General features: G+C 70.5%; 22 protein-coding genes. 10 read left to right on the top strand and 12 right to left on the bottom strand.

From position 1 onward, the window contains the following. The first annotated feature begins 246 nt into the window (after positions 1 to 246). Positions 247 to 1,107, top strand: coding sequence for an ECF subfamily RNA polymerase sigma factor, BldN family (locus tag AC0NH5_RS25520; protein ID WP_474408478.1), 861 nt, complete (start codon positions 247 to 249; stop codon positions 1,105 to 1,107). Positions 1,108 to 1,282: 175 nt separating this feature from the next. After that, positions 1,283 to 2,440: a DUF5667 domain-containing protein gene (locus AC0NH5_RS25515; protein WP_474408335.1), complete on the top strand. Its 1,158-nt coding sequence runs from the start codon at positions 1,283 to 1,285 to the stop codon at positions 2,438 to 2,440. Between the two features lie 132 nt (positions 2,441 to 2,572). On the opposite strand, the gene AC0NH5_RS25510 is transcribed toward AC0NH5_RS25515, so the two are convergent. From AC0NH5_RS25510 to AC0NH5_RS25490, 5 genes are all read right to left on the bottom strand, one after another. After that, positions 2,573 to 3,580, bottom strand: a complete 1,008-nt coding sequence (locus tag AC0NH5_RS25510) for a lysophospholipid acyltransferase family protein (protein ID WP_474408333.1) — start codon at positions 3,578 to 3,580, stop codon at positions 2,573 to 2,575. Further along, positions 3,577 to 4,710, bottom strand: coding sequence for an NAD-dependent epimerase/dehydratase family protein (locus tag AC0NH5_RS25505; protein ID WP_474408331.1), 1,134 nt, complete (start codon positions 4,708 to 4,710; stop codon positions 3,577 to 3,579). Before AC0NH5_RS25505 ends, AC0NH5_RS25510 begins: the two co-directional genes overlap by 4 nt. Positions 4,711 to 4,863: 153 nt before the next feature. Then, entirely contained in the window at positions 4,864 to 4,965 is a 102-nt protein-coding gene (locus tag AC0NH5_RS25500; RefSeq protein ID WP_007465623.1) for a 30S ribosomal protein bS22, read from the bottom strand. A 384-nt stretch (positions 4,966 to 5,349) separates the two neighbouring features. After that, on the bottom strand, positions 5,350 to 5,562 hold the full coding sequence (locus AC0NH5_RS25495) for a helix-turn-helix domain-containing protein (protein ID WP_014447695.1): 213 nt from the start codon (positions 5,560 to 5,562) through the stop codon (positions 5,350 to 5,352). 185 nt (positions 5,563 to 5,747) lie between these two features. Then, positions 5,748 to 6,665: a proline dehydrogenase family protein gene (locus AC0NH5_RS25490; protein ID WP_474408324.1), complete on the bottom strand. Its 918-nt coding sequence runs from the start codon at positions 6,663 to 6,665 to the stop codon at positions 5,748 to 5,750. Positions 6,666 to 6,777: 112 nt separating this feature from the next. Here AC0NH5_RS25490 and AC0NH5_RS25485 point away from each other — a divergent pair, with 112 nt between their 5' ends. Further along, positions 6,778 to 7,356, top strand: a complete 579-nt coding sequence (locus AC0NH5_RS25485) for a CGNR zinc finger domain-containing protein (RefSeq protein ID WP_474408322.1) — start codon at positions 6,778 to 6,780, stop codon at positions 7,354 to 7,356. Between the two features lie 120 nt (positions 7,357 to 7,476). Here the strand turns inward: AC0NH5_RS25485 and AC0NH5_RS25480 are convergent, their stop codons facing one another. After that, positions 7,477 to 8,289: a sugar phosphate isomerase/epimerase family protein gene (locus AC0NH5_RS25480; RefSeq protein WP_474408320.1), complete on the bottom strand. Its 813-nt coding sequence runs from the start codon at positions 8,287 to 8,289 to the stop codon at positions 7,477 to 7,479. 84 nt (positions 8,290 to 8,373) lie between these two features. Here AC0NH5_RS25480 and AC0NH5_RS25475 point away from each other — a divergent pair, with 84 nt between their 5' ends. After that, positions 8,374 to 9,210, top strand: a complete 837-nt coding sequence (locus tag AC0NH5_RS25475) for a DUF3109 family protein (protein WP_474408318.1) — start codon at positions 8,374 to 8,376, stop codon at positions 9,208 to 9,210. A 386-nt stretch (positions 9,211 to 9,596) separates the two neighbouring features. Here AC0NH5_RS25475 and AC0NH5_RS25470 read toward each other — a convergent pair whose 3' ends face one another. Further along, positions 9,597 to 10,280: a response regulator transcription factor gene (locus AC0NH5_RS25470; RefSeq protein WP_189199254.1), complete on the bottom strand. Its 684-nt coding sequence runs from the start codon at positions 10,278 to 10,280 to the stop codon at positions 9,597 to 9,599. Between the two features lie 29 nt (positions 10,281 to 10,309). After that, entirely contained in the window at positions 10,310 to 11,590 is a 1,281-nt protein-coding gene (locus AC0NH5_RS25465; protein ID WP_474408316.1) for a sensor histidine kinase, read from the bottom strand. A gap of 196 nt (positions 11,591 to 11,786) precedes the next feature. Here AC0NH5_RS25465 and phoU point away from each other — a divergent pair, with 196 nt between their 5' ends. Beyond that, positions 11,787 to 12,452, top strand: coding sequence for a phosphate signaling complex protein PhoU (gene phoU / locus AC0NH5_RS25460; RefSeq protein WP_474408314.1), 666 nt, complete (start codon positions 11,787 to 11,789; stop codon positions 12,450 to 12,452). A gap of 142 nt (positions 12,453 to 12,594) precedes the next feature. Here phoU and AC0NH5_RS25455 read toward each other — a convergent pair whose 3' ends face one another. Further along, entirely contained in the window at positions 12,595 to 13,341 is a 747-nt protein-coding gene (locus AC0NH5_RS25455; RefSeq protein WP_474408312.1) for a phosphoglyceromutase, read from the bottom strand. A gap of 135 nt (positions 13,342 to 13,476) precedes the next feature. Between AC0NH5_RS25455 and AC0NH5_RS25450 the strand changes: the two genes are divergently transcribed. Beyond that, positions 13,477 to 14,721 (top strand): MDR family MFS transporter, encoded by a 1,245-nt coding sequence (locus AC0NH5_RS25450; protein ID WP_474408310.1) that lies wholly within the window; start codon positions 13,477 to 13,479, stop codon positions 14,719 to 14,721. Positions 14,722 to 15,283: 562 nt separating this feature from the next. Beyond that, a complete protein-coding gene (locus AC0NH5_RS25445) occupies positions 15,284 to 16,459 on the top strand; it encodes an Ig-like domain-containing protein (RefSeq protein ID WP_474408308.1) in 1,176 nt (391 codons plus the stop codon). On the opposite strand, the gene AC0NH5_RS25440 is transcribed toward AC0NH5_RS25445, so the two are convergent. Then, positions 16,437 to 16,925, bottom strand: a complete 489-nt coding sequence (locus AC0NH5_RS25440) for a type III secretion system chaperone family protein (protein WP_474408306.1) — start codon at positions 16,923 to 16,925, stop codon at positions 16,437 to 16,439. The two genes, AC0NH5_RS25445 and AC0NH5_RS25440, sit on opposite strands and share 23 nt — an antisense overlap. Then, positions 16,919 to 18,190, bottom strand: a complete 1,272-nt coding sequence (mshA, locus tag AC0NH5_RS25435; protein ID WP_474408304.1) for a D-inositol-3-phosphate glycosyltransferase — start codon at positions 18,188 to 18,190, stop codon at positions 16,919 to 16,921. The genes AC0NH5_RS25440 and mshA overlap by 7 nt, the downstream gene beginning before the upstream one ends. 164 nt (positions 18,191 to 18,354) lie before the next feature. Here mshA and AC0NH5_RS25430 point away from each other — a divergent pair, with 164 nt between their 5' ends. Continuing rightward, entirely contained in the window at positions 18,355 to 19,110 is a 756-nt protein-coding gene (locus AC0NH5_RS25430; RefSeq protein WP_474408302.1) for an SDR family oxidoreductase, read from the top strand. A gap of 7 nt (positions 19,111 to 19,117) precedes the next feature. Further along, a complete protein-coding gene (locus AC0NH5_RS25425; RefSeq protein ID WP_474408476.1) occupies positions 19,118 to 19,873 on the top strand; it encodes a class I SAM-dependent methyltransferase in 756 nt (251 codons plus the stop codon). On the opposite strand, the gene AC0NH5_RS25420 is transcribed toward AC0NH5_RS25425, so the two are convergent. Further along, positions 19,870 to 20,265: a response regulator gene (locus AC0NH5_RS25420; RefSeq protein WP_474408300.1), complete on the bottom strand. Its 396-nt coding sequence runs from the start codon at positions 20,263 to 20,265 to the stop codon at positions 19,870 to 19,872. The genes AC0NH5_RS25425 and AC0NH5_RS25420 overlap by 4 nt on opposite strands. Before the next feature lie 263 nt (positions 20,266 to 20,528). Between AC0NH5_RS25420 and AC0NH5_RS25415 the strand changes: the two genes are divergently transcribed. Further along, positions 20,529 to 20,741: a DUF7455 domain-containing protein gene (locus AC0NH5_RS25415; RefSeq protein WP_474408298.1), complete on the top strand. Its 213-nt coding sequence runs from the start codon at positions 20,529 to 20,531 to the stop codon at positions 20,739 to 20,741. Positions 20,742 to 20,743 lie beyond the last annotated feature (2 nt).

Below are 20,743 nucleotides of genomic sequence, written 5' to 3'. Positions count from 1 at the left end.
GAGGTCAACCGGCGTTTCAGCGGGTTGCCCCACCCCTTTTGTTGTGAGTGACCACCCTCATCCCGAGGAGGCCGCTGTGCCACACAACGCACGGAATCATGGCGAATCCCTGTCTGGCGGGACGGATTCGCGGTCGTCACAGGCCCGCCGGGTTGAGGAGGCGAAGTGACTCATGTGTACGCCGAGGGCCCGTTCCGGCGCGACGTCCTCGCGACACGACAAGCGCTCACTGGAGGGTTGAACGTTCTGCGCGACTCATTCGTCGTCAACGCGATCCGCGGTGACAGTCCGAAGCAGACCGGCAGCCGCCGGACTCCGAACAGTCCGCCGGCGGCCACCCAGCCGCACGGAGGCAACGGCAAGTACAGCGGTGGCCGGGCCGGTGTGCCGCGTCCGCCCGCACAACCGACCGCCGGCCAGCGGTCCAACCTGCCCGAGGCCGAGGCGGCCACGCCGGACCACACCGTGGTCCTGCCGACGCAGAGCACCACCGGTCCCCCGACCGAGTCGGCACCACCCAAGGCCCGGCCGGACCGAGGGGACCCGGCGGCCGAGGTGTGGGCGCTGGTCGAGCGGGCGCAGGCCGGCGAGGCGGAGGCATTCGGACTGATCTACGACCGGTATGTGGACACCGTCTTCCGGTTCGTCTACTTCCGGGTCGGCAACCGGCAACTCGCCGAGGACCTGACCTCGGACACCTTCCTGCGCGCGCTCAAACGGATCGGCAGCTTCACCTGGCAGGGCCGTGACCTGGGCGCGTGGCTGGTCACCATCGCCCGCAACCTGGTCGCCGACCACTTCAAGTCGGGCCGGTACCGCCTCGAGGTGACCACCGGTGACGTCCTGGACGCCGACCGCGAGGACCGGGGGCCGGAGGGCAGCCCGGAGTCCGCGGTGGTCGACCACATCACCAACGTCGCTCTGCTCACGGCGGTCAAGCAGCTCAACCCGGAACAGCAGGAGTGCATCGTGCTCCGGTTCCTGCAGGGTTTCTCGGTCGCCGAGACCGCGCAGACCATGGGCAAGAACGAGGGCGCCATCAAGGCTCTGCAGTACCGGGCCGTGCGCGCGCTCAACCGGCTCCTGCCGGAAGGGTTCCAATCTTGATCAAGCGCTCCCGGATGTCGATCTCCGATACCCGATGGCACCTCCGCACACCCGTAACCGGCGCCGCGTGTCGCGCGTTTGTCCGGATGCGACCCCGGGCCGTCTTTACCGGCCGGGTCGCCGACGCCGGCCCGCAGGCCGGCGAGACAGTCACGAGCGAGGGGAGGTGCCCACGGTGAAGTTCGCATTTCTGGACCGCCGGAGCGCCGAGCGCTTCGCGGAACTTCTCGACGAGACCGGCGGCGCCCGGCACCACAGTCATGGCCACGCCGGCGCGGAGCTCGACCGGCTGGTGGCCATCGGCAACCGCCTCTCCACGGCGCGGCCCGGTGCGCCGGTCGACTCCGAGTTCCGCGTCGGCCTGCGCGCCATGCTGGTCGCGACGGCCGAGCGGGACGGCATCGGCCGTACCGCCACCGACGACTTCGAGCCGGCCGCGCACACCGCGGACGGCGCCCGGCGAGCGTTCTTCGGGCGCCGCATCCGGGCCCGGGGCGCCATCGTGATCGGCGTGGCCGCCGGCGCGATGGCCGTGTCCGGGATCTCCGCGGCGAGTGAGAGCGCGTCACCCGGCGACGCTCTCTACAGCGTGAAACGGTCCACCGAGCGCGCCCAGCTGGCGATCGCCGGGTCCGACGTGACGCGGGGCCAGCTGTCGCTGGACTTCGCGAGGACCCGGTTGGCCGAGGCGGTGGCCATGGACGGCGCCGATCCCAGTTTCCGCACGGTGCTGGACGACATGGACGCGGACACCCGCAAGGGGGTGCGGTTGCTCACCACTTCGGCGGTGTCCAACAAGGACGTGCAGCCGCTCACCACGCTGGACGGTTTCGTCGCCGGGCAGCGGGAAACCTTCGGGCCGGCCCTGGAGACGCTCTCCGCGGACAACCAGGACCGGGCGTTCAAGTCGCTGGCCCTGCTGGAGGAGGTCGCCGGGCGCACCGGCGATCTGCGGGACGGGCTCGGCTGCGCCAAGGTCGTCCCGGCCGGAACCGACCGGCTCGGGCCGAAGCTGAAGGACTGCGACAGCGGCTCCGAGAGTCCCGCGAACTCCGGCCCGCAGCCGTCGAAGGGCGGCAAGGGCACGGGCAAGCAGGACGGCGAGCGCTCCACGCCGAAGCCGGCGAAGAGCGGCGCCACCGCGAAGCCGGACGCCACCGGCGGGGCGGCGGTGCCCGGATCGGCGACGTCCGAGGAGCCCACGGAGCGCCCGACGATCTCGAGCGTGACGCCCGAACCGTCCGGCGCGACGACCACGCCGCCCACGGACGGGACCGAGGACGAGAAGAAGAAGGACGGTGTGCTGGGCGGCGTGCTCGGCGACCTGTTCTAGAAGCGAACGTGGCGAGGGGCGGTGCCGGAGATTCACCTCCAGGGCCGCCCCTCACTCATCATTATGGACGGACGGCGTGAACCACTCCAGTGATTCACGCCGATCCGTCACGTTTCCGGGCCGGGCCCGCCCTCACAGGCCGAACGGGTCCGGGCGCTTCTCCAGCAGCTCGTGCAGCGTGGCCTGAATCGTCTCGCGCACCTGGTCGGCCAGGTTGTAGACGACCAGCGGGTCGTCGGCGAACTCGGTCAGGTGCGCGGTCGGGATCGGCGGGCAGAACTGGATCAGCCACTTGCTCGGCAGCGGCACCAGGCCCAGCGGACCCAGCCACGGGAAGGTGGGCGTGACCGGGAAGTACGGCACGCCGAGGAGCCGGGCCAGCGGCTTCAGGTCGGCGAGGATCGGATAGATCTCCTCGGCGCCGACGATCGCCACCGGGACGATCGGGGTGCCGGTGCGCAGCGCGGCCGAGACGAACCCGCCGCGGCCGAAGCGCTGCAGCTTGTAACGATCCGCGAAGCGCTTGCCGATCCCCTTGAAGCCCTCCGGGAAGACGCCCACCAGCTGGCCGCTGGTCATCAGGCGCTCGGCGTCCGGGTTGCAGGCCACCGTCGCGCCGGCCGCCCGGGCCAGCTCGCTCATCACCGGCATCCGGAAGACCAGGTCGGCGCCGAGCAGGCGCAGATGCCGCCGGCCCGGGTGCTTGTCGTGCATCGCGACGGTCAGCATCAGCGCGTCCAGCGCGATCGTGCCGGAGTGGTTACCGACCACCAGGGCGCCGCCGTCGGCCGGCACGTTCTCGATGCCGAGGACCTCGGTGCGGAACCAGTCCCGGTAGAGCACCTTGAGCATCGGGTGGAAGACCGACTCGGCCAGCTCCGGGTCGAACCCGAAGTCGTCCACCTCGTACGCCCCGGCGAGTCGCCGGCGCAGGAAGGCCAGGCCCCTGGCGACCCGCTGGTCCCAGATGTCGATGCTGTCGCCGGCGGAGTCGTTCGCCGCGCGCGGTGCCGTCGGCTGCGTCCCCACGGGTTCCTCCGGAATCGGCCGGCGCCCGTTGACCCGCTGCACCGGGGCGGGCGAGGGCAGCTGGAAGTCGGCCTGCCCGGGCAGCATGTCGCGGAACTCGTCCTGGCTCATGACCGGTCCCGTCCCGCGGTGGCTGATCCGGCGGCCGGCCGGCCGGCCGCTCCGGTGGTCGTCGGCTCGACAGCCGGCGCCTCGGCCGCCGCGCGCACCCGCCGGATCCCGTCCAGGATCGCCCGCTCGGCGGTGGCCAGCCGGTCCGCCGTGAGCGTGGAGCCGGCCGCGTGCGCCTTGATGAACTCCTCGAACGCCTCCGTGGTGGTGCGCGGGGTGAAGCCGAACTCGCGGATCAGCCGGGTGGTGTCCACGACGCGGCCGTGCACGAAGAGGTCGATCTGGTCCAGGCCGATCTGCTCGACACCGAGGTTGCGCAGCAGCGCGGCACCGGCGGAGAGCGCCGACTCGGGAAGCGGCAGAGCGAGGCGACCGGCCCGGCGCACCGCCTGGGCGAGCATCAGCACACCCGCGCCGGCCACGTTGTAGGTGCCCGGATGGTCCTCGGTCACCGACCGGTGCAGGATCTCCAGCGCGTCCTCGACGTGCACGAACTGGAGCCGCGCGTCGCGGCCCAGCACTGTCGGCACCACGGGCTGGGAGAAATATCGGGTCAGCGACGTGTCGGCGGAGTCGCTGATCATCGGGGCGAACCGGAGCACGGTGGCCGCGACCTCGGGACGGCGGCGGCGGAAGCCACGCACGTACCCCTCGATGTCGAGGATGTCGCGGGCGAACGGCCCGCGCGGCACGGCCCGGGGCTCGGTGTCCTCGGTGAAGACCGCGGGGTCGCGGAACGAGGCGCCGTACGCCGCCGTGGAGGACCGCACCACGATCTTGCGCAGGCGACTGGTGCCCTGCGCGGCCGCCAGCACCTGCATGGTGCCGATGACGTTCTGTTCCTTCATCGCCGCGCGGCCGCCGTGCTGCGGGTCGGGCACGCTGGTCACGGCCAGGTGCACGACCGCTTCGGCGCCGAGCTCGGCGATCGCTTCGGTGGCCGCGCGCGCGTCGGCCCGGATCCGTTCCACGTCCTTGAGCAGGCCGAGAAGCCGTGCTGGCGGATCGTGCGGATCCAGGCCGACGACACGGTCGATCCGAGGATCGGCGGCGAGGCGTGCGGCCACCCGAGCGCCGAGATAGCGGCTGACTCCGGTGACCACGACAACGCTGGGCGGTGAGGTCACCACGAGTGCACCTTTCGATGCGGAGTCTTGCGGTGCAGAGTCTCGCGAAGCAGTGCCCGTCGAAGCGGCGCCGGGTGAAGCAGCGCCCGTCGAGGGAGAGTCTCGGAGATTGTCGGCAAGAGCCGGTGACGGCCGGGTGTCACACCCGGCCGGCCGTCACTTGCCGAGACGGCGACGCTGGACGCGGGTCTTGCGCAGCAGCTTGCGGTGCTTCTTCTTCGCCATACGCTTGCGGCGCTTCTTGACCACGGAGCCCATACGAAAAGCCTCTCGAAACCATGTGAGTGGGACCTGGCACACGCCTTTGCGGACGTGGCCGGAACCGGACCGGACGGTCTCCGGGAGCGACAGCGCCGCGGAACGGCGCACGGACCCGGGAACCAACCGGTCAAGCGTACCGGCATGCTCCTACCGGGCCAACACGACCCCGGCCGTCAGGCGCTCCGCCGCTCCGGTGCGCTGCCTCCGCGGCGCTCACCGTCGCCGGTGCCCAGATCCTCAGGCGCCCTGTTTTCAGCGCGCCCTGCTTCCCGGCGCGCCCTGCTTCCCGGCGCGCGCTACTTCCCGGCGCGCCCTGCTTCCCGGCGCGCGCTACTTCCCGGCCGCCCTGCGTTCAAGCGCTCTGCCTTCAAGCGCTCCGCGTCAAGCGCTCTGTGAGAACGCGCCGCGCAGATACTCGTGTACCGCGTGCTCGGGCACCCGGAACGATCGGCCGACCCGGACCGCGGTGAGATCACCGCCGTGCACGAGCCGGTAAACGGTCATCTTGGAAACCCGCATGAGCGCGGCCACCTCGGCAACCGTCAGGAACCGAACCTCCGAGAGGCGTTCCTCGGTCTGGGCTGGACCCGTCATCGCGTTCGCACCGATCCTTTCGCAGGCACGATCCGCCGTGACCGGCCCAGTGGCGCCGCGACGGATGACGTGCGTGTCATCAGAACGGTATCGATACAGCTGTGACCAACGCGATACGTTCCGTGAAATGCCCACAAAAAGTCAAGGTAGACACGCCGCTTTCGGACGGTTATCGCCCGATTGAGTTACTTCTTTGAGGTGACGGCCCGCGCGAGCACCGCCACGGTGGCCGGGCGGTCGGCGAGGCGGCGCATCAGATAGCCGTACCACTGCTCGCCGTACGGCAGGTAGACCCGCACGGTGTGCCCGCCGGCCGCCAGCCGGGCCTGCTCCTGGGGGCGGACGCCGTACAGCACCTGGAACTCGTAGTCACCGGTGGAGCGGTCGAACCAGCGGGCCCGGTCCTCGGCGATCGCGATCAGCCGCGGGTCGTGGGTGGCCACCATCGGATAGCCCTCCCCTGACATCAGGATGTTCAGGCAGCGGACGTACGACTTGTCGACGTCCAGCGCGGACTGGAACGCCACCGACTCGGGCTCCGCGTACGCCCCCTTGCAGAGCCGCACCCGCGACCCGGCCGTCGCCAGCTCCCGGCAGTCCCCCTCGGTGCGCCGCAGATGGGCCTGCAACGCCGCGCCCGTCGACGGGAAGTCACGCCGCAACTCCAGCAGCGTCTCCAGCGTCGCATCGGTCGTGGTGTGATCCTCGGCGTCCAGCGTCACGGCGGTGCCGGCCTCGTCGGCGGCCGCACAGATCGCGCGCGCATGCTCGTACGCCAGTTTCTCGTCGATCTGCTGCCCCAGCGCCGAAAGCTTCACGCTCACCTCGACCGCCGGCGTCAGACCGCCGTCCCGCAGCCGCCGGAGGGCGGCGACGTACTCGTCGCGGGTAGCCACCGCCTGGTCCCCCGTTCGGGTGTCGGCCCGAAGGTGGTGCAGGCTCACAGTCAGCCCGTCGTCCGCCAGCTCCCGGCTCACCCGCAGCGCCTCGTCAACACTGCGACCGGCGACGAAACGCCCAACTATCCTGGTCGCGGGCACGGACTCGACCATCCGCTGGAGTTGGGCAGATCCGGCCGCGGCGAGAAACAGGGAACGGAACATGCGCCGAGCGTAACCGCTGGCCCCGCCCGCGAGCCTGCGGCGCGACCCCCGTTCGCACGTCCCGGGCACTGCGTATGTGCCCGTTCGGGCCAGGTGCGGCTACCGTTGTCGGGTGAACTTCGATGCGTACGCCCGGACGGCGGTCGACCTCGTCAACGCCGGCCTGGACGACCTCGCCGGGTTGCGAGCCCTGTTCTCCGGTGAGCAGGCCTGGATGCGGGACGAGGTCGGCGAGAAAGACCTCGCCGTGTTCCGCCGCGCCCAGCGGCGCCTGCGCGAAGTCTTCGAGTACGGCACCTCCGGGCGCGACGCCGAGGCGGTGCAGGAACTCAACACGCTGCTCGAGGCCCACCCGGTGCAGCCACGCATCTCCGGGCACGACGCGAGCGACTGGCACATGCACGTGACCAGCCGTGGCGCGTCCGTCAGCGCCGAATACCTGGCGGGTGCCGCATGGGGCCTCTCGGTGTGGCTGTGCGAGTTCGGCAGCGCCCGCTTCGGCATCTGCGCCGACGAGCGCTGCGGCAACGTCTACCTCGACACGTCGTCCAACAACTGCCGGCGGTTCTGCTCCGAGCGGTGCGCCACCCGCTCGCACGTGGCGGCGCACCGCGCGCGGAAGCGCGCTGGGTCTGATGGCCTCGCTGGGTCTGATGGCCTCGCTGCGCTCGGCGGCGTTTCGCCCCGGTAGGTCGATGGGGAAACGCGTTTGGGGCGCTGTCACACCGGGTTACGGGGGGGGTAGTGACGCCTGCCTTTGACGGCACGCGTTTTGTCGTACCCCCGCGGTCTCATGATCTGAGGGTGCGGGTCATGCCTGGGTGATCGCGGTCTCGGCGGGGGCCAGATAACGGCGGGCGAACTCGAGGGCCTCGCGCAGGTCGGCCTCGCGTGCCGGACGGCTGGCTGCCTTGCGGGTGTTGATCTCCAAGGCCACCGACCCGGTGAACCCGCGCCCGGCGAGCGACTGCAACAGCTCCGCGCACGGCTGATTGCCGCGCCCCGGCACGAGATGCTCGTCCCGGCCCTCGCCGGTGCCGTCACCCAGGTGCACGTGCTGCAGACCCGCACCCATCCGGTCGGCCATCTCCAGCGCGTCGATGCGCGAGGCCGCACAGTGCGACAGATCCAGCGTGTACGCGTCGAAGCCGGTCTCGGTGGGATCCCAGCCCGGCGTGTACGGCACGAACCAGCGCCCGGCCATCTTCACCGGGAACATGTTCTCCACCGCGAACCGCAGGCCCGGATGCCGGTCCTGCACCTTGGCCAGGCCCTCGGCGAAGTTGCGCGCGTAGTCACGCTGCCAGGTGAACGGCGGGTGCACCACGACCGTCGGCGCGCCCAGCGACTCGGCGAGCTGGGCGGCCCGGCTCAGCCGCTCCCACGGATCCGAACTCCACACCCGCTGGGTCACCAGCAGACAGGGCGCGTGGACCGACAGCACCGGCACGTCGTAATGCTCGGACAGCCCTTTCAGGGCGCCGGCGTCCTGACTGACGGCGTCGGTCCAGACCATGACCTCGAGACCGTCGTAGCCGACCGTCGCCGCCATCTCGAACGCGGCCGCCGTCGGCTCCGGGAAGACCGAGGAGCTGGAGAGAAGCACGGGAACGCGGGAACTCACGCCTCAAGCGTAGCCGCGCCCGGCACGCCCGGATATATCAGCGCTAAACGGTCATGAGCCACGGATGGGCGTACGCTGTCGCGGATGAGCCGCACGCAGCCGCCCCGGGAAGTACCGCTCGACTTCCCTCGCGAATGGATCGAGTTCCTCGACCCGGCCGATGACCAGCACCTCGTCCGCGCCGACCTGACCTGGCTGCTCTCCCGCTGGACCTGCGTCTTCGGCTCAGCCTGCCACGGCATCCTGCGCGGCCGCGCCCAGGACGGCTGCTGCTCACACGGCGCCTTCTTCACCGACGCCGACGACGAGAACCGGATCAAAGCGGCCGCTGCCCGGCTCACCCCGGAGACGTGGCAGCACCACCGGCGAGGCTTCAAGAACTACACGGAGGTGGACACCGTCGACGGGTCGAAACCCGCACGGCGTACCGCCACTCGAACCGGTGACGGCCCCTGCGTCTTCCTCAACGACGCCGACTTCCCCGCCGGCGGCGGCTGCGCCCTGCACGCCCAGGCCCTGCGCGACGGCGTACACCCGCTGAAGTACAAGCCGGACGTCTGCTGGCAGCTACCGGTCCGCCGCGAACAAGACTGGATCACCCGCGCCGACGGCACGAAGCTCCTGCAATCCACCCTGACCGAATTCGACCGCCGCGGCTGGGGCCCCGGCGGCCACGACCTGGCCTGGTGGTGCACCTCGTCCCCGGAAGCCCACGTAGGCACCGAGCCGATGTACATCTCCTACGGCCCGGAACTGGCCGAGCTGATCGGCGAGGCCGCATACAGCAAGCTCACCGAACTCTGCACGGCCCGCATCAGCTCCGGCCTGATCGCCATCCACCCCGCCACCACCCAGGCCAACCAGAGCGCCCAGCCCCGCCGCCGCGGCGGCCGCGAACCAGCCACTCCCCGCCAAACCTGACCCCGAGCCGGCACCCCGGCGACAACTTGCTCGGCTCCGCCTGGGTCGACGGGCGCCGGGATGGCGTCCCCATCCTGATGGTGGGGGCTCCCCCGCCGGAGGCAAAGCCCGCCGCAGGCGGCCCCCACCGCACGCAGATCCGCCGCGAAGGTGCCCCGCGGATTTGCTGCGGCGGCGCATGGCCATGCCAGCGCGAGGTGCGCAGCCGTGCCAGCGCGCGGCGTGCGGGGCGCGTGGCCGCGTGGCGCGTTGCCCGGGAAGCACGACGCGCGGCGCATGGCGCATGACGCGCCGCGTGCCCGGGGCGCATGGCGCGCGGCCGTACCCCCGAGGTCTTTTGCTCGTCCCCGCCGAGGAAAGACCCCGGGCAACCGCGCCCGCCCCGATCACGGCTCGAACTTGTAGCCCAACCCCCGCACCGTGACGATGTACCGAGGCGCAGAAGGCTCCGGCTCCACCTTCGACCGCAGCCGCTTCACATGGACGTCCAGGGTCTTGGTGTCGCCCACATAATCCGCACCCCACACCCGGTCGATCAGCTGCCCCCGGGTCAGGACCCGGCCGGCGTTCCGCAGCAGCAACTCCAGCAGCTCGAACTCCTTGAGCGGCAACTGCACCCCCGCCCCGTCCACAGTCACGACATGCCGTTCGACATCCATCCGGACCGGCCCGGCAGCCAGCGTCGGGGTGGTCACCTCCGCGGCCTCGGCACCTTGGCGGCGCAGCACCGCACGGATCCGGGCCACCAGTTCACGCGGCGAATAGGGCTTGGTCACATAGTCGTCAGCACCGATCTCGAGACCGACCACCTTGTCGATCTCGCTGTCCCGGGCGGTGACCATGATGATCGGAACTGCGGAGCGCTGCCTCAACTGGCGGCACACCTCGGTGCCGGACATCTCCGGCAGCATGAGGTCGAGCAGGACGATGTCGGCACCGGTCCGGTCGAACTGCGTGAGCGCGGAGGTTCCGGTCGCGGCGACCGAGACCTCGAATCCTTCTTTACGCAGCATGTACGACAGGGCGTCGGAGAACGACTCCTCGTCCTCGACCACGAGCACGCGTGCCAATGAAGTTCCTTCCGTCGTCGGTGACCGGGTCAGCGCCCGGCCACACCGGACTCGATCTCAATCGCCGTCGGTGACGGCGAGGGGGATTCCGGGGGACGCGCCGGTAGGCGCAGGGTGAACGTAGAGCCGTCGCCGAGTGAACTGGTCACGTCGACACGGCCCCCGTGGTTGGTGGCGATGTGTTTGACGATGGCCAGGCCGAGTCCTGTTCCGCCGGTGGAGCGGGACCGGGCCTGATCTGCTCGGTAGAACCGTTCGAAGATGCGGTCGACGTCCTGTGGCGAGATGCCGATGCCCTGGTCGGTGACGTCTATCTCGATCCAGTCCTCGTTGTGCCGCATGGTGAGCGACACCTTCGTGTCGTTGCCGGAGTAGGCGATGGCGTTCTCGACGAGGTTGGTGACTGCGGTGGCGATCTGGCTGTCGCTGCCGTAGGCGGTGGAGCCCTTGGGCCCTTCGTACACGATTTCGATGTTCTTGGCCGAGGCGGTGGTCCGGGTCCGGTCGATGACCTCGGCGATGACCCAGTCGATGGGGACCGGTTCGGGGTCGGGCAACGGTTCGGCACCCTGGAGGCGGCTGAGTTCTAGGAGTTCGTTGACGAGCCGGCCCATCCGGGCGGACTCGTGGTGGATGCGTTCGGCGAAGCGACGGGCGGCGAGGAGGTCCTCGGACTGCGACTCGATCTCCGATTCGGGCAGCTGGGTGGCGTCGAGCAGCGCCTCGGCCAGGAGCTGGAGCGCCCCGATCGGGGTTTTCAGCTCGTGGCTGACGTTGGCGACGAAGTCCCGGCGGACCCGGGCGAGCCGGTGCGACTCGGTCACGTCGGCGGCTTCGACGGCGACGTGGGTGGCGTTCAGGGCGACGGCGCGCAGGTGCAGGCCGAGCGGGGCCTGGGCCCCGCCGGCGCGGCCGCGCGGCAGGTCGAGTTCGACCTCGCGGCGTACGCCGGTGCGCCGGACCTGGCCGGCCAGGGTGCGCAGGATGGGGTGTGCGGCGATGGTGCCGGGCGCGCCGCCGGAGCGGAGCAGGCCCATGGCACGGGCTGCCGGGTTGACGAGAACGGGGGAGTCCTCCGAGTCGAGGACGACCACGCCGACGCGTAGCGAGTCGAGGCTCTTTCGGCCGAGCCCTTTCAGGCCGTGTTTGCCTGCCGGGCGATCGTCGTCCGGTTCGATGGTGGCGCTCCCCTCCCGCGGTCCCGGCTGGGCTGTTTCGCCCGGCCGGCGGACCCGGGCCAGGGTCAGCCCCGCTGCGACACCGACGGCGAGCGCGGTAACGGCTAGGCCGACGGCGAATTCCCACTCCACGCTGCGATCGTAGGGTCATTGTTTACCTGAGCTACAGGGCTAATGGTGCAAAACCGGCGCGCGTCGAATAATGTTCACCACTGCGCCCGGCGTCGTTCACCACTGTTCATGTTCACGCCGCCGTCTCGACCTAGCGTGGGCACCACACCGGCCGGCGCCCGCGGATCGGGCCGGCCCTGAGCACCGGGACCAGAACATGCGCGAGGAGTACCAGGCCGACCTCGTCGAGGTGAGCCGCCTGTTGGTGACCATGGCGGAGTCGGTTCGCGCCGCGCTCCGCAAGGCGACGACCGCGCTGCTGACTGCGGACCTCAAGGCCGCCGAAGCGGTGATGGAGCGCGACGTCGAGGTCGACAAGATCTACGGTTTGGTCGAGGGGAAGGTGGCGGACACGATCGCCCGGCAGGCGCCGGTCGCTGGTGACCTGCGCCGGGTGATCACCGCACTGCACATCTCGGCGGACCTGGAGCGGATGGGCGACCTCGCCGAGCATGTGGCGAAGACCGCCGCGCGCCGGCACCCGTCGCCGGCCGTCCCGGCCGAGCTGCGTCCCACCTTCAAGCAGATGGCGGAGGTGGCGGACCGGATGGCGGAGAAGATCACCGGGCTGCTGCAGAACCCGGACGCCGCGGTCGCCGCGCAGCTGGAGAAGGAAGACGACGCGATCGACGACCTCGAGCGTCACCTCTTCAAGATCATGCTGGACGACGACTGGCCGTACGGGGCGGAGACCGCCATCGACGGCGCTCTGCTCGGCCGGTTCTACGAGCGGTACGCGGATCACGCCGTGAACATCGGTGAGCACCTGATCTACCTGATCACCGGGCAGCCGGCGAACCCGGTGGCCACCGCCGAGGACTGACGGAGGTCCCGGGCCGACGCCTGAGGATGCGGAAGGCCGGGATGCCACGGGGGCATCCCGGCCTTCGTCGTCCTCGGTGCGGCCCGTCCCGCGTGTGAAGTTCGGGTCGCCATGTGGGCCGAACTTCACACACGGGGTGGGGTCAGCGGCCCTGGTTGGCGACCGCGGCGGCGGCCTCCTTGGCAGCCTGCGGGTCGAGGTAGGTGCCGCCCTTGTTGACCGGGCGCAGGTTGTCGTCCAGGTCGTACCGCAGCGGGATGCCGGTCGGGATGTTCAGCTTGGCGATCGCCTCGTCGGAGACCTGGTCGAGGTGCTTGACGATGGCGCGCAGCGAGTTGCCGTGCGCGGCGACCAGCACGGTCTTGCCGGCGCGCAGGTCCGGCACGATCGCGTCGTACCAGTAGGGCAGCGCCCGGACCAGCACGTCCTTCAGGCACTCCGCCTTGGGCAGGATCTCCGGCGGGAGAGCCGCGTACCGCGCGTCGCCGGCCTGGGAGAACTCGGCGCCGTCCTCGATCGGGGGCGGGGGCACGTCGTACGACCGGCGCCAGAGCATGAACTGCTCCTCGCCGTACGCCTCCAGGGTCTGCTTCTTGTCCTTGCCCTGCAGGGCGCCGTAGTGGCGCTCGTTGAGCCGCCAGGAACGCTTCACCGGGATCCAGTGGCGGTCGGTGATGTGCAGGGCGATCTCGCTGGTCCGGATCGCGCGGCGCAGCAGGCTGGTGTGCACCACGTCGGGCAGCACCCCCTGCTCCTTGAGAAGTTCGCCGCCGCGCCGGGCCTCGTCCTCACCCTTGGCGTCCAGGTCCACGTCGACCCAGCCGGTGAAGAGGTTCTTGGCGTTCCACTCGCTGTTGCCGTGCCGCAGCAGCACCAGGGTTCCAGTCATGACCACATCTTCCCCCGTGACCGGGTGACGCGTGCGGCCACCCGGCACGTGGCCGCCGCCACAGCGAAACCCGGTTGCGCCGAACACCGGAATGTAAGGATATTGACCGCCATGGGGGCTTACCGGGGAGGCGTCGTGCGGGGTTGGCTGCGGCAAGCCACGGGTGGGCTGCCGAGGCAGTTCTGGTTCCTCTGGACCGGCACCCTGATCAACCGCCTCGGCTCGTTCGTGGTGCTGTTCCTGAGCATCTACCTGACCGGCGACCGGCATTTCACGCAGAGCCAGGCGGGCATCATCCTCGGGCTGTACGGGGTGGGCGGCGCGATCGGCACGATGTCCGGCGGCGTGCTGGCCGACCGATGGGGGCGGCGGCCGACCATGCTGACCGCCCAGTTCGGCGCGGCCGCCCTGATGCTGGCGCTGGGATTCGCCCACACGTACGCGCAGATCGCGGTGACCACGCTGGTGCTCGGCCTGTTCGCCGAGGCGGTCCGGCCGGCCTTCTCGGCGATGATGGTCGACATCGTCCCGGACCACGACCGGGTCCGGGCGTTCTCGCTGAACTACTGGGCCGTCAACCTGGGGTTCGCGCTCGCCGCGGTCGCGGCCGGGTTCGCCGCGCAGTTCGACTACTTCCTGCTGTTCGCGGTCGACGCGGGCACCACCCTGGTCACCGCCGTCATCACCGCCGTCTTCCTGGCCGAGACCCGTCCCGCGCGGGTGCGCCCGGCCGCCGAGGACGTCGCGGCGCCCGGCATGGGCGCCGCGCTGAAGGACCGGGTGTTCCTGGTCTACCTGCTGCTCAGCCTCGCGTCGGTGCTGGTGATCCTGCAGCACGCCTCGACCTTGCCGATCGCCATGCTGGCCGACGGTTTCTCGGCGGCGACGTACGGCGTGGTGATCGCGGTCAACGGCGTCCTGATCGTGCTCGGTCAGCTCTTCGTGCCCAAGCTCATCGCGGGCCGCGACAGCGCCCGGGTCCTGGCGCTCGCGGCGCTGATCATCGGGGTGGGGTTCGGGCTGTTCGCGGTCGCCGAGGCAGCCTGGATGTACGCGATCGCCGTGATCATCTGGACGCTCGGCGAGATGCTCCAGTCACCCAGCAACGCGGCCACCGTCGCGGCGCTGTCCCCGCCCGCGCTGCGCGGGCGGTATCAGGGCCTGAACTCGCTCACCTGGTCGATCGGGTCGGCGGTGGCGCCGGTTCTCGGCGGCCTGATCCTGCAGAAGGGTGGCGACGCGGAGCTCTGGGTGGGCTGCTTCGTGCTGTGCGCCCTGTCCGCGGTGGGCCAGTTGCTGGCCGGGCCGGCACGAGCTCGGCGAGCGGAGCAGCAGCGCCGGGCCGGGGAACGCCGAACGGCGAAGGCGCCCGTACCGTGAGGGCCCGCCTGACGTAGCGCTGCGACCCGGGCGCAAGGAGCCCTCTTCACAGGGCAGCGTCGAATCGCGCACGCGTCGCGCGAACATCCGCGCGGAATGCGCACATCGTTTGATCGAAAGCGCTAAGCAACACAACGGGGCCGCAAACAAAAGCGCCGGCGGCGGCGGACGGCGCCCATCCCCATAGGCACCGCCCGCACTAACCGCCGGTCTCGGGTCGCGCCGTCCCCCAACGGCTCATGCCACCCGTCCCCAAACGCCGATCCGCGGCGACCGTTGCCGGTCGACCCGTTCCCCGAACTAACGGCTCGGCGTCCATCGACCACGCTAGTTGGGGCAGTCAAGCCCCACAACCCGATTCCGTGTCGACATCTGTCTCGACCGTCACATTCACCGACAACCAACCGATCGGCTGATCCGCCAATCACTCGTCCGGGGTTCCCGACTCAGAAGAAATACGACCCCCAGAATTACCCGACGGGCACCGGTTCACACGGAGTTCATTTCCTGGTCGCAGTTCTCCATCAGATAGACTCCCGTCGCAGCGATCTTGGGGGATTTCTTGGCACTCGCAATCCGGCACATCGGGCTTTTCACCTCAGCAGTCGTGGCCGTCTCGCTGGCTGCGGCAACGCCGGCGTCTGCAGACGACAGCCAGGGGCCCCGGGTCGCCATCCAGACACCCCGCGGGCACTGGGTGCTGAACGGTGTGGTCCCGGTCAGTTTCGTGCCGCGCGGTGGTGACGACCTCTCCGACATGGCCTCGGTCTCGCTCTTCGCCGACGGCAAGCTCGTCGGCACCGACACCGCCGCGCCGTGGAGCGTCGACTGGGACACCCGGCCGTACGCGAACGTGGTGCGCCTGCGGGCCGAGACTGCCGACGTGCTGGGCAACACGGAGACGTGGGAAGACCTGCGCACAGTGGACAAGCAGGCCCCGACCGGCGTTACCTTGCGCTTCCCCGGCAGCACCGGCTATCTCGGTCAGGGCGGCGTGCTCGCCGTCGACGCCCGGGACGATCTGGCCGTCACCGACGTGGAGTTGCTGGCCAACGGCGCGGTGGTGGACGCACGGAACCTGACCCACGGCAGCTTCGACATGCGCTGGAACACCCGGCTCCCCAACGGGCCGGCCCGGATGACGGTCCGGGTGCTGGACCAGGCGGGCAACGCGACGGAGCTGACCCGGGCGGTCACGATCGACAATGATCGTCCGGTGATCGCGGCCGGCAGCAGGCCGGCCGGCACGGCCCGCGGCGTCCTCACGCTCTCGCTGACCGGTTATCGCGACGCCACGCCGCTGAGCCGGTTCTTCGCCACGATCCCGGGCCACGAGTTCCACGGGCCGGGCCGCTCGGTCCAGTTCGACACCCGGGTGTTCCGGGACGGTCGTTACCCCGTCGGCTGGCACGCCGCCGACGCGGCCGGCAACGTCACCGTCGTCCGGCGGACGCTGACCTTCGACAACCACGCGCCCGCGGTGTCGATCAGCAGGGCGCCGCGGAACAAGGCGAAGGTCACCAAGAGGTTCACGGTGACCGCGAAGGCCACCGATCCGTACGGCGTCGCCAAGGTGCAGCTGATCGTCAACGGCAAGGTGGTGGCCACCGACACCACAGCCGCGTACCGCTTCACGGTCGACCCGAAGAGATACGGCAAGAAGTTCAAGATCCGGGTGCGGGCGTACGACCTGGCGGGCAACGTGCGTTACAGCGTCACCCGGTCTTATCGTCGCTAGCCAGGTGTTTGAAGGCCTGGAGGTTGGCCAGGGACTCGCCGCGCTTGACCCGCCACTCCCACTCCCGGCGGATCGACGTGCCGAAGCCGATCTCCAGCATCGTGTCGAACGACTCGTCGGCGTACGTCAGCACCGATCCGAGCAGCCGGTCCAACTCGTCCTCGTCGAGGCCCTTCAGCGAGACCCGGCCGGTGAGATAGACGTCGCCGACGGTGTCGATCGAGAACGCGACGCCGTACATCCGGGCGTTGCGGCGCAGCATCCAGGCCCAGAGGTCCTCGTGGCGCTCGTCGGGCCGGCGCATCACGAACGCCTCCACCCGCAGCGCGTGCTCGCCGACGATGAGGTTGACGGCCGTCTTCAGTTTGTGGGTGCCGGGCAGGGTCACCACGTACGCACGATCCGCAGTGGACTCCCACTCCAGCTCGCGCTCGGTCAGCACCCGCTCGATCAACTCGGTCACCATGCGAACGTCGCCCCTTCGAGCCGCGCCCTGATCAGCGCCCGGTGTTCGTCCACCGCGTCACGGTAGACCTCCAGCAGCCCGTCCGCAGTGCGGTCCCAGGAGAACTGCGAGGCGTGCGCCACCGCGCCGGCGGCCAGCCGGCGGCGGTATCGGGGCGCGTCGAGGAGCCGTTCCAGCACCCGCGCCCACTCGGCCGGGTCGTGGCCGTCGACCAGGACGCCGCTGATGCCGTCGCGGACCGCGGTGACCAGGCCACCGACGGCGGCCGCCACCACCGGGGTGCCGCAGGCCTGCGCCTCCAGGGCGACCAACCCGAACGACTCGTTGTAGGACGGCACCGCGACCAGGTCCGCGGCGCGGTACAGGGCGGCCAGGCCGGCCCCGGTCTGCGGCGACAGGAACACCACCGAGTCGCTGACGCCGAGCGAGGCCGCCAGTTCGATGAGCGCGGTGGGCCGGTCCAGTCCGCTGCCGCTGGGGCCGCCGCAGATCACCAGGGTGACGTCGGAATCGCCCCGGGCACGCATCTCGGCGACCGCGGAGATCAGCACGTCCGGCGCCTTGAGCGGCTGGATGCGGCCGACGAAGGCCACCACCTTGCCGCGCTCGGGCAGGCCGAACCGGGCCCGGTCGGCGGCACCCGGCCGGAACCGTTCCAGGTCGACGCCGGGCAGCACCACGCTGACCTTGGCCGGGTCGGCGTCGTAGTGGGTGATCAGGTCCTGCGCCTCGAAGCGGGTGTTGGCGACCAGCCGGTCGGACTCCGCGAACACCTGTTCCTCGCCGATCAGCCGGGCCTTCGGTTCGGGCCGGTCGCCGGCCGCGATGAACCGGTTCTTGACCTTGGCGAGGGTGTGCGCGGTGTGCACGTGCGGGACGCCCCAGCGCTCCCGGGCCAGCCAGCCGACCTGCCCGGAGAGCCAGTAGTGCGAGTGGATCAGGTCGTAGTGGCCGGGCGGGTGCGCTGCCTCGGCCCGCAGCACGCCGTTGGCGAAGGCGCACAGCTGCGAGGGCAGCTCCTCCTTCGCCAGGCCTTCGAACGGGCCCGCAGTGACGTGCCGGACGTACACACCGGGGTGCATCTCGGCGAACGGTGGCAACCCGCTGGCAGTGGCCCGGGTGAAGATCTCCACCTCGACCCCGCGGGCGGCGAGCCGCTTGGCGACCTCGACGATGTAGACGTTCATGCCGCCCGCGTCGCCGGTGCCCGGCTGCTCCAGCGGAGACGTGTGCACCGAGAGGGTGGCGATGCGCCGCGGAGTCACGTGTACCCCCTCGAATTCGACGTCACCGATGAGGCGTCACCGATGAAAACTTGTTGCGCCAACGTTCATCTTCCCCATCGGCGTGCCTCGAACCACCATGCAGCGGCCCGAGGGTGATCCAGGTCATCACCGGCGTTGCCGCGCCGATGCGAGAGGATCGGGTCATGCAGAACATCGCAGTGGTCACCGGCGCCTCCAGCGGGATCGGCGCCGCGACCGCACGGAGACTGGCAGCCGAAGGATTCCACGTGGTCGCCGTGGCCCGGCGCGCCGACCGGCTGGCGGAGCTGGTCAAGGAGATCGGCCCGGCGGCCACCGCGGCCGAGTGCGACGTGACCTCGGACGACGCGGTGGCCGGTCTCGCCGAGCTGGTGACCGGTCTGGGTGGCCCGGTCACCCTGCTGGTGAACAACGCGGGCGGCGCCCGCGGCCTGGACCCGGTCGCCACCGCGCCGGTCGACGACTGGCAGTGGATGTACGACGTGAACGTGCTCGGCACGCTCCGGGTCACCAAGGCCCTGCTGCCGGCGTTGGAGGCCAGTGGGAACGGCACGATCGTGACGGTCGGCTCGACTGCGGCGTTCACCGTCTACGAGGGCGGCGGCGGGTACACGGCGGCCAAGCACGCCCAGACCGCCCTGGTCGGGACACTGCGGCTGGAGTTGTCCGGCAAGCCGGTCCGGGTGATCGAGATCGACCCGGGGATGGTGCGCACCGACGAGTTCTCGCTCAACCGCTTCGGCGGCGACCGGGAGCGGGCCGACGCGATCTACGACGGGGTCAAGGAGCCGCTGGTCGCCGACGACATCGCGGACGTCATCGCGTTCGCCGCGACCCGGCCGCACCACGTGAACATCGACCGGCTGGTGATCCGGCCGATCGCGCAGGCCGCGCAGCACAAGGTGCACCGGGAGAAGTAGGGACATGATGAAGCCGGTCGGCGCGATCACCCGGGGGACGACGAACCCCAACCGGCTGCGACGGGTCGACCGCTTCCTCGCGTACAGATGCGAAATTGATCTTAAAAAGGCGGCGCAGCCGATGGTCGTCGACCTGGGCTACGGCGCGACGCCGATCACCGCGATCGAGCTTCGCGGCCGTCTGGCGGCCACGGTCCGGCCGGACATCGCGGTGGTCGGCCTGGAGATCGATCCGGTACGGGTGAGCGAGGCCCAGCCGTTCGCCGACCCGCCGTGGCTGGAGTTCCGGCGTGGCGGTTTCGAGCTGGCCGGCCTCTCGCCCGTGGTGGTGCGCGCCTTCAACGTGCTGCGCCAGTACCCCGAGGAGGAAGTGGCGGCCGCCTGGCAGGCGATGACCGCCACCGGCGCGACCCTGATCGAGGGCACCTGTGACGAGCTGGGCCGGATCGCCGCCTGGGCGGTCGTCGAGAACGGTGTGCCACTGACCCTGACCTTGTCGGCCCGGCTGCCCGTGCTGGAGCATCCGTCGATCTTCGCGGAGCGGCTGCCGAAGGCGCTGATCCATCACAACGTGCCCGGCCACCCGGTGCACGAGCTGCTGCGGGCGCTCGGCCGGGCCTGGGAGACCGAGGCGACCCCGTTCGGCCCGCGGCAGCGATGGCTGGCCACCGTCCGCCGGCTGCGCGCCGAGGGCCGGGTGGTGCTCGACGGCCCGGCCCGCTGGCGGCTCGGCGAGCTGACCGTGCCTTGGCCCGTCGCCTAATCGTTCGGGGCCAGTGCGGCTTTGAGTGCCTGGAGCAGCGCGTCGGCGGTGAACGGCTTCTTCACCAGGACGTCGTCCTCGCCGATCTGGCCGTTGCTGACCGCGATGTCCTTGGGCAGGCCGGAGACGAACACGACGCCGATGCCGGGGCGCATGTCCCGAACCGTCTTCGCCAGGTCGCCGCCGGAAACCCCGGGTAGCGTCAGATCGGTGATGAGCGCATTGATCTCGCCCGGGTGGTCCCGGCAGATCGGGATCGCCTCGCCGGGTTCACCGGCCGCCAGCGTCGCGTACCCGCGCCGTTCCAGCATGCGGCGCATGATGTCGCGAAGGTCCTCTTCGTCGTCGACGACCAGGACTGTCGGCCTCTCGGCAGCCGGCGCCTCGGACATGGGTCCTCCTCGGGCAGGGGTCGCTCTCACGCTAACCGTCGCCGAGGGCTCTCGTTGGGCAGTTGGCGGTTCAGGCCCCTCTCGGCGATCTCGCCCCGACTGCGGGGCATGCCGGGACCGTCGGCGGGAAAGCAGAGGAGCAGTCACGTTGCCAACCGATCCGGATCGGGCGGATCACAACCGGAACTACTAAACCGACCGTGCGGCGGGCCGAATTTCTCGCTGTCAGGACCGCTGCACCGCCACCGAGCAAGGAGAGCGCTATGACCGCCCTGCTGTCGCCCGAGATCGACATCGTCGGCGAGCTGACCGAACGCTGCGATCGCTGCGGCGCGGCCGCCAAGCTGGAGGTCACCTTGACCAGCGGTGGCGAGCTGGCGTTCTGCGGCCACCACGCCAACCGGCTGCACGCCGACATCACGCGCGTCGCGAGCAAGGTCCGCCTCGAGGACGGCTTCACCTGGGCCGGCAAGTAACC

This window comes from Actinoplanes sp. 13 (assembly GCF_056134165.1).
The sequence above is the reverse complement of the archived record's forward strand: the minus strand, read 5'-3'. Positions and strand labels throughout refer to the sequence as shown.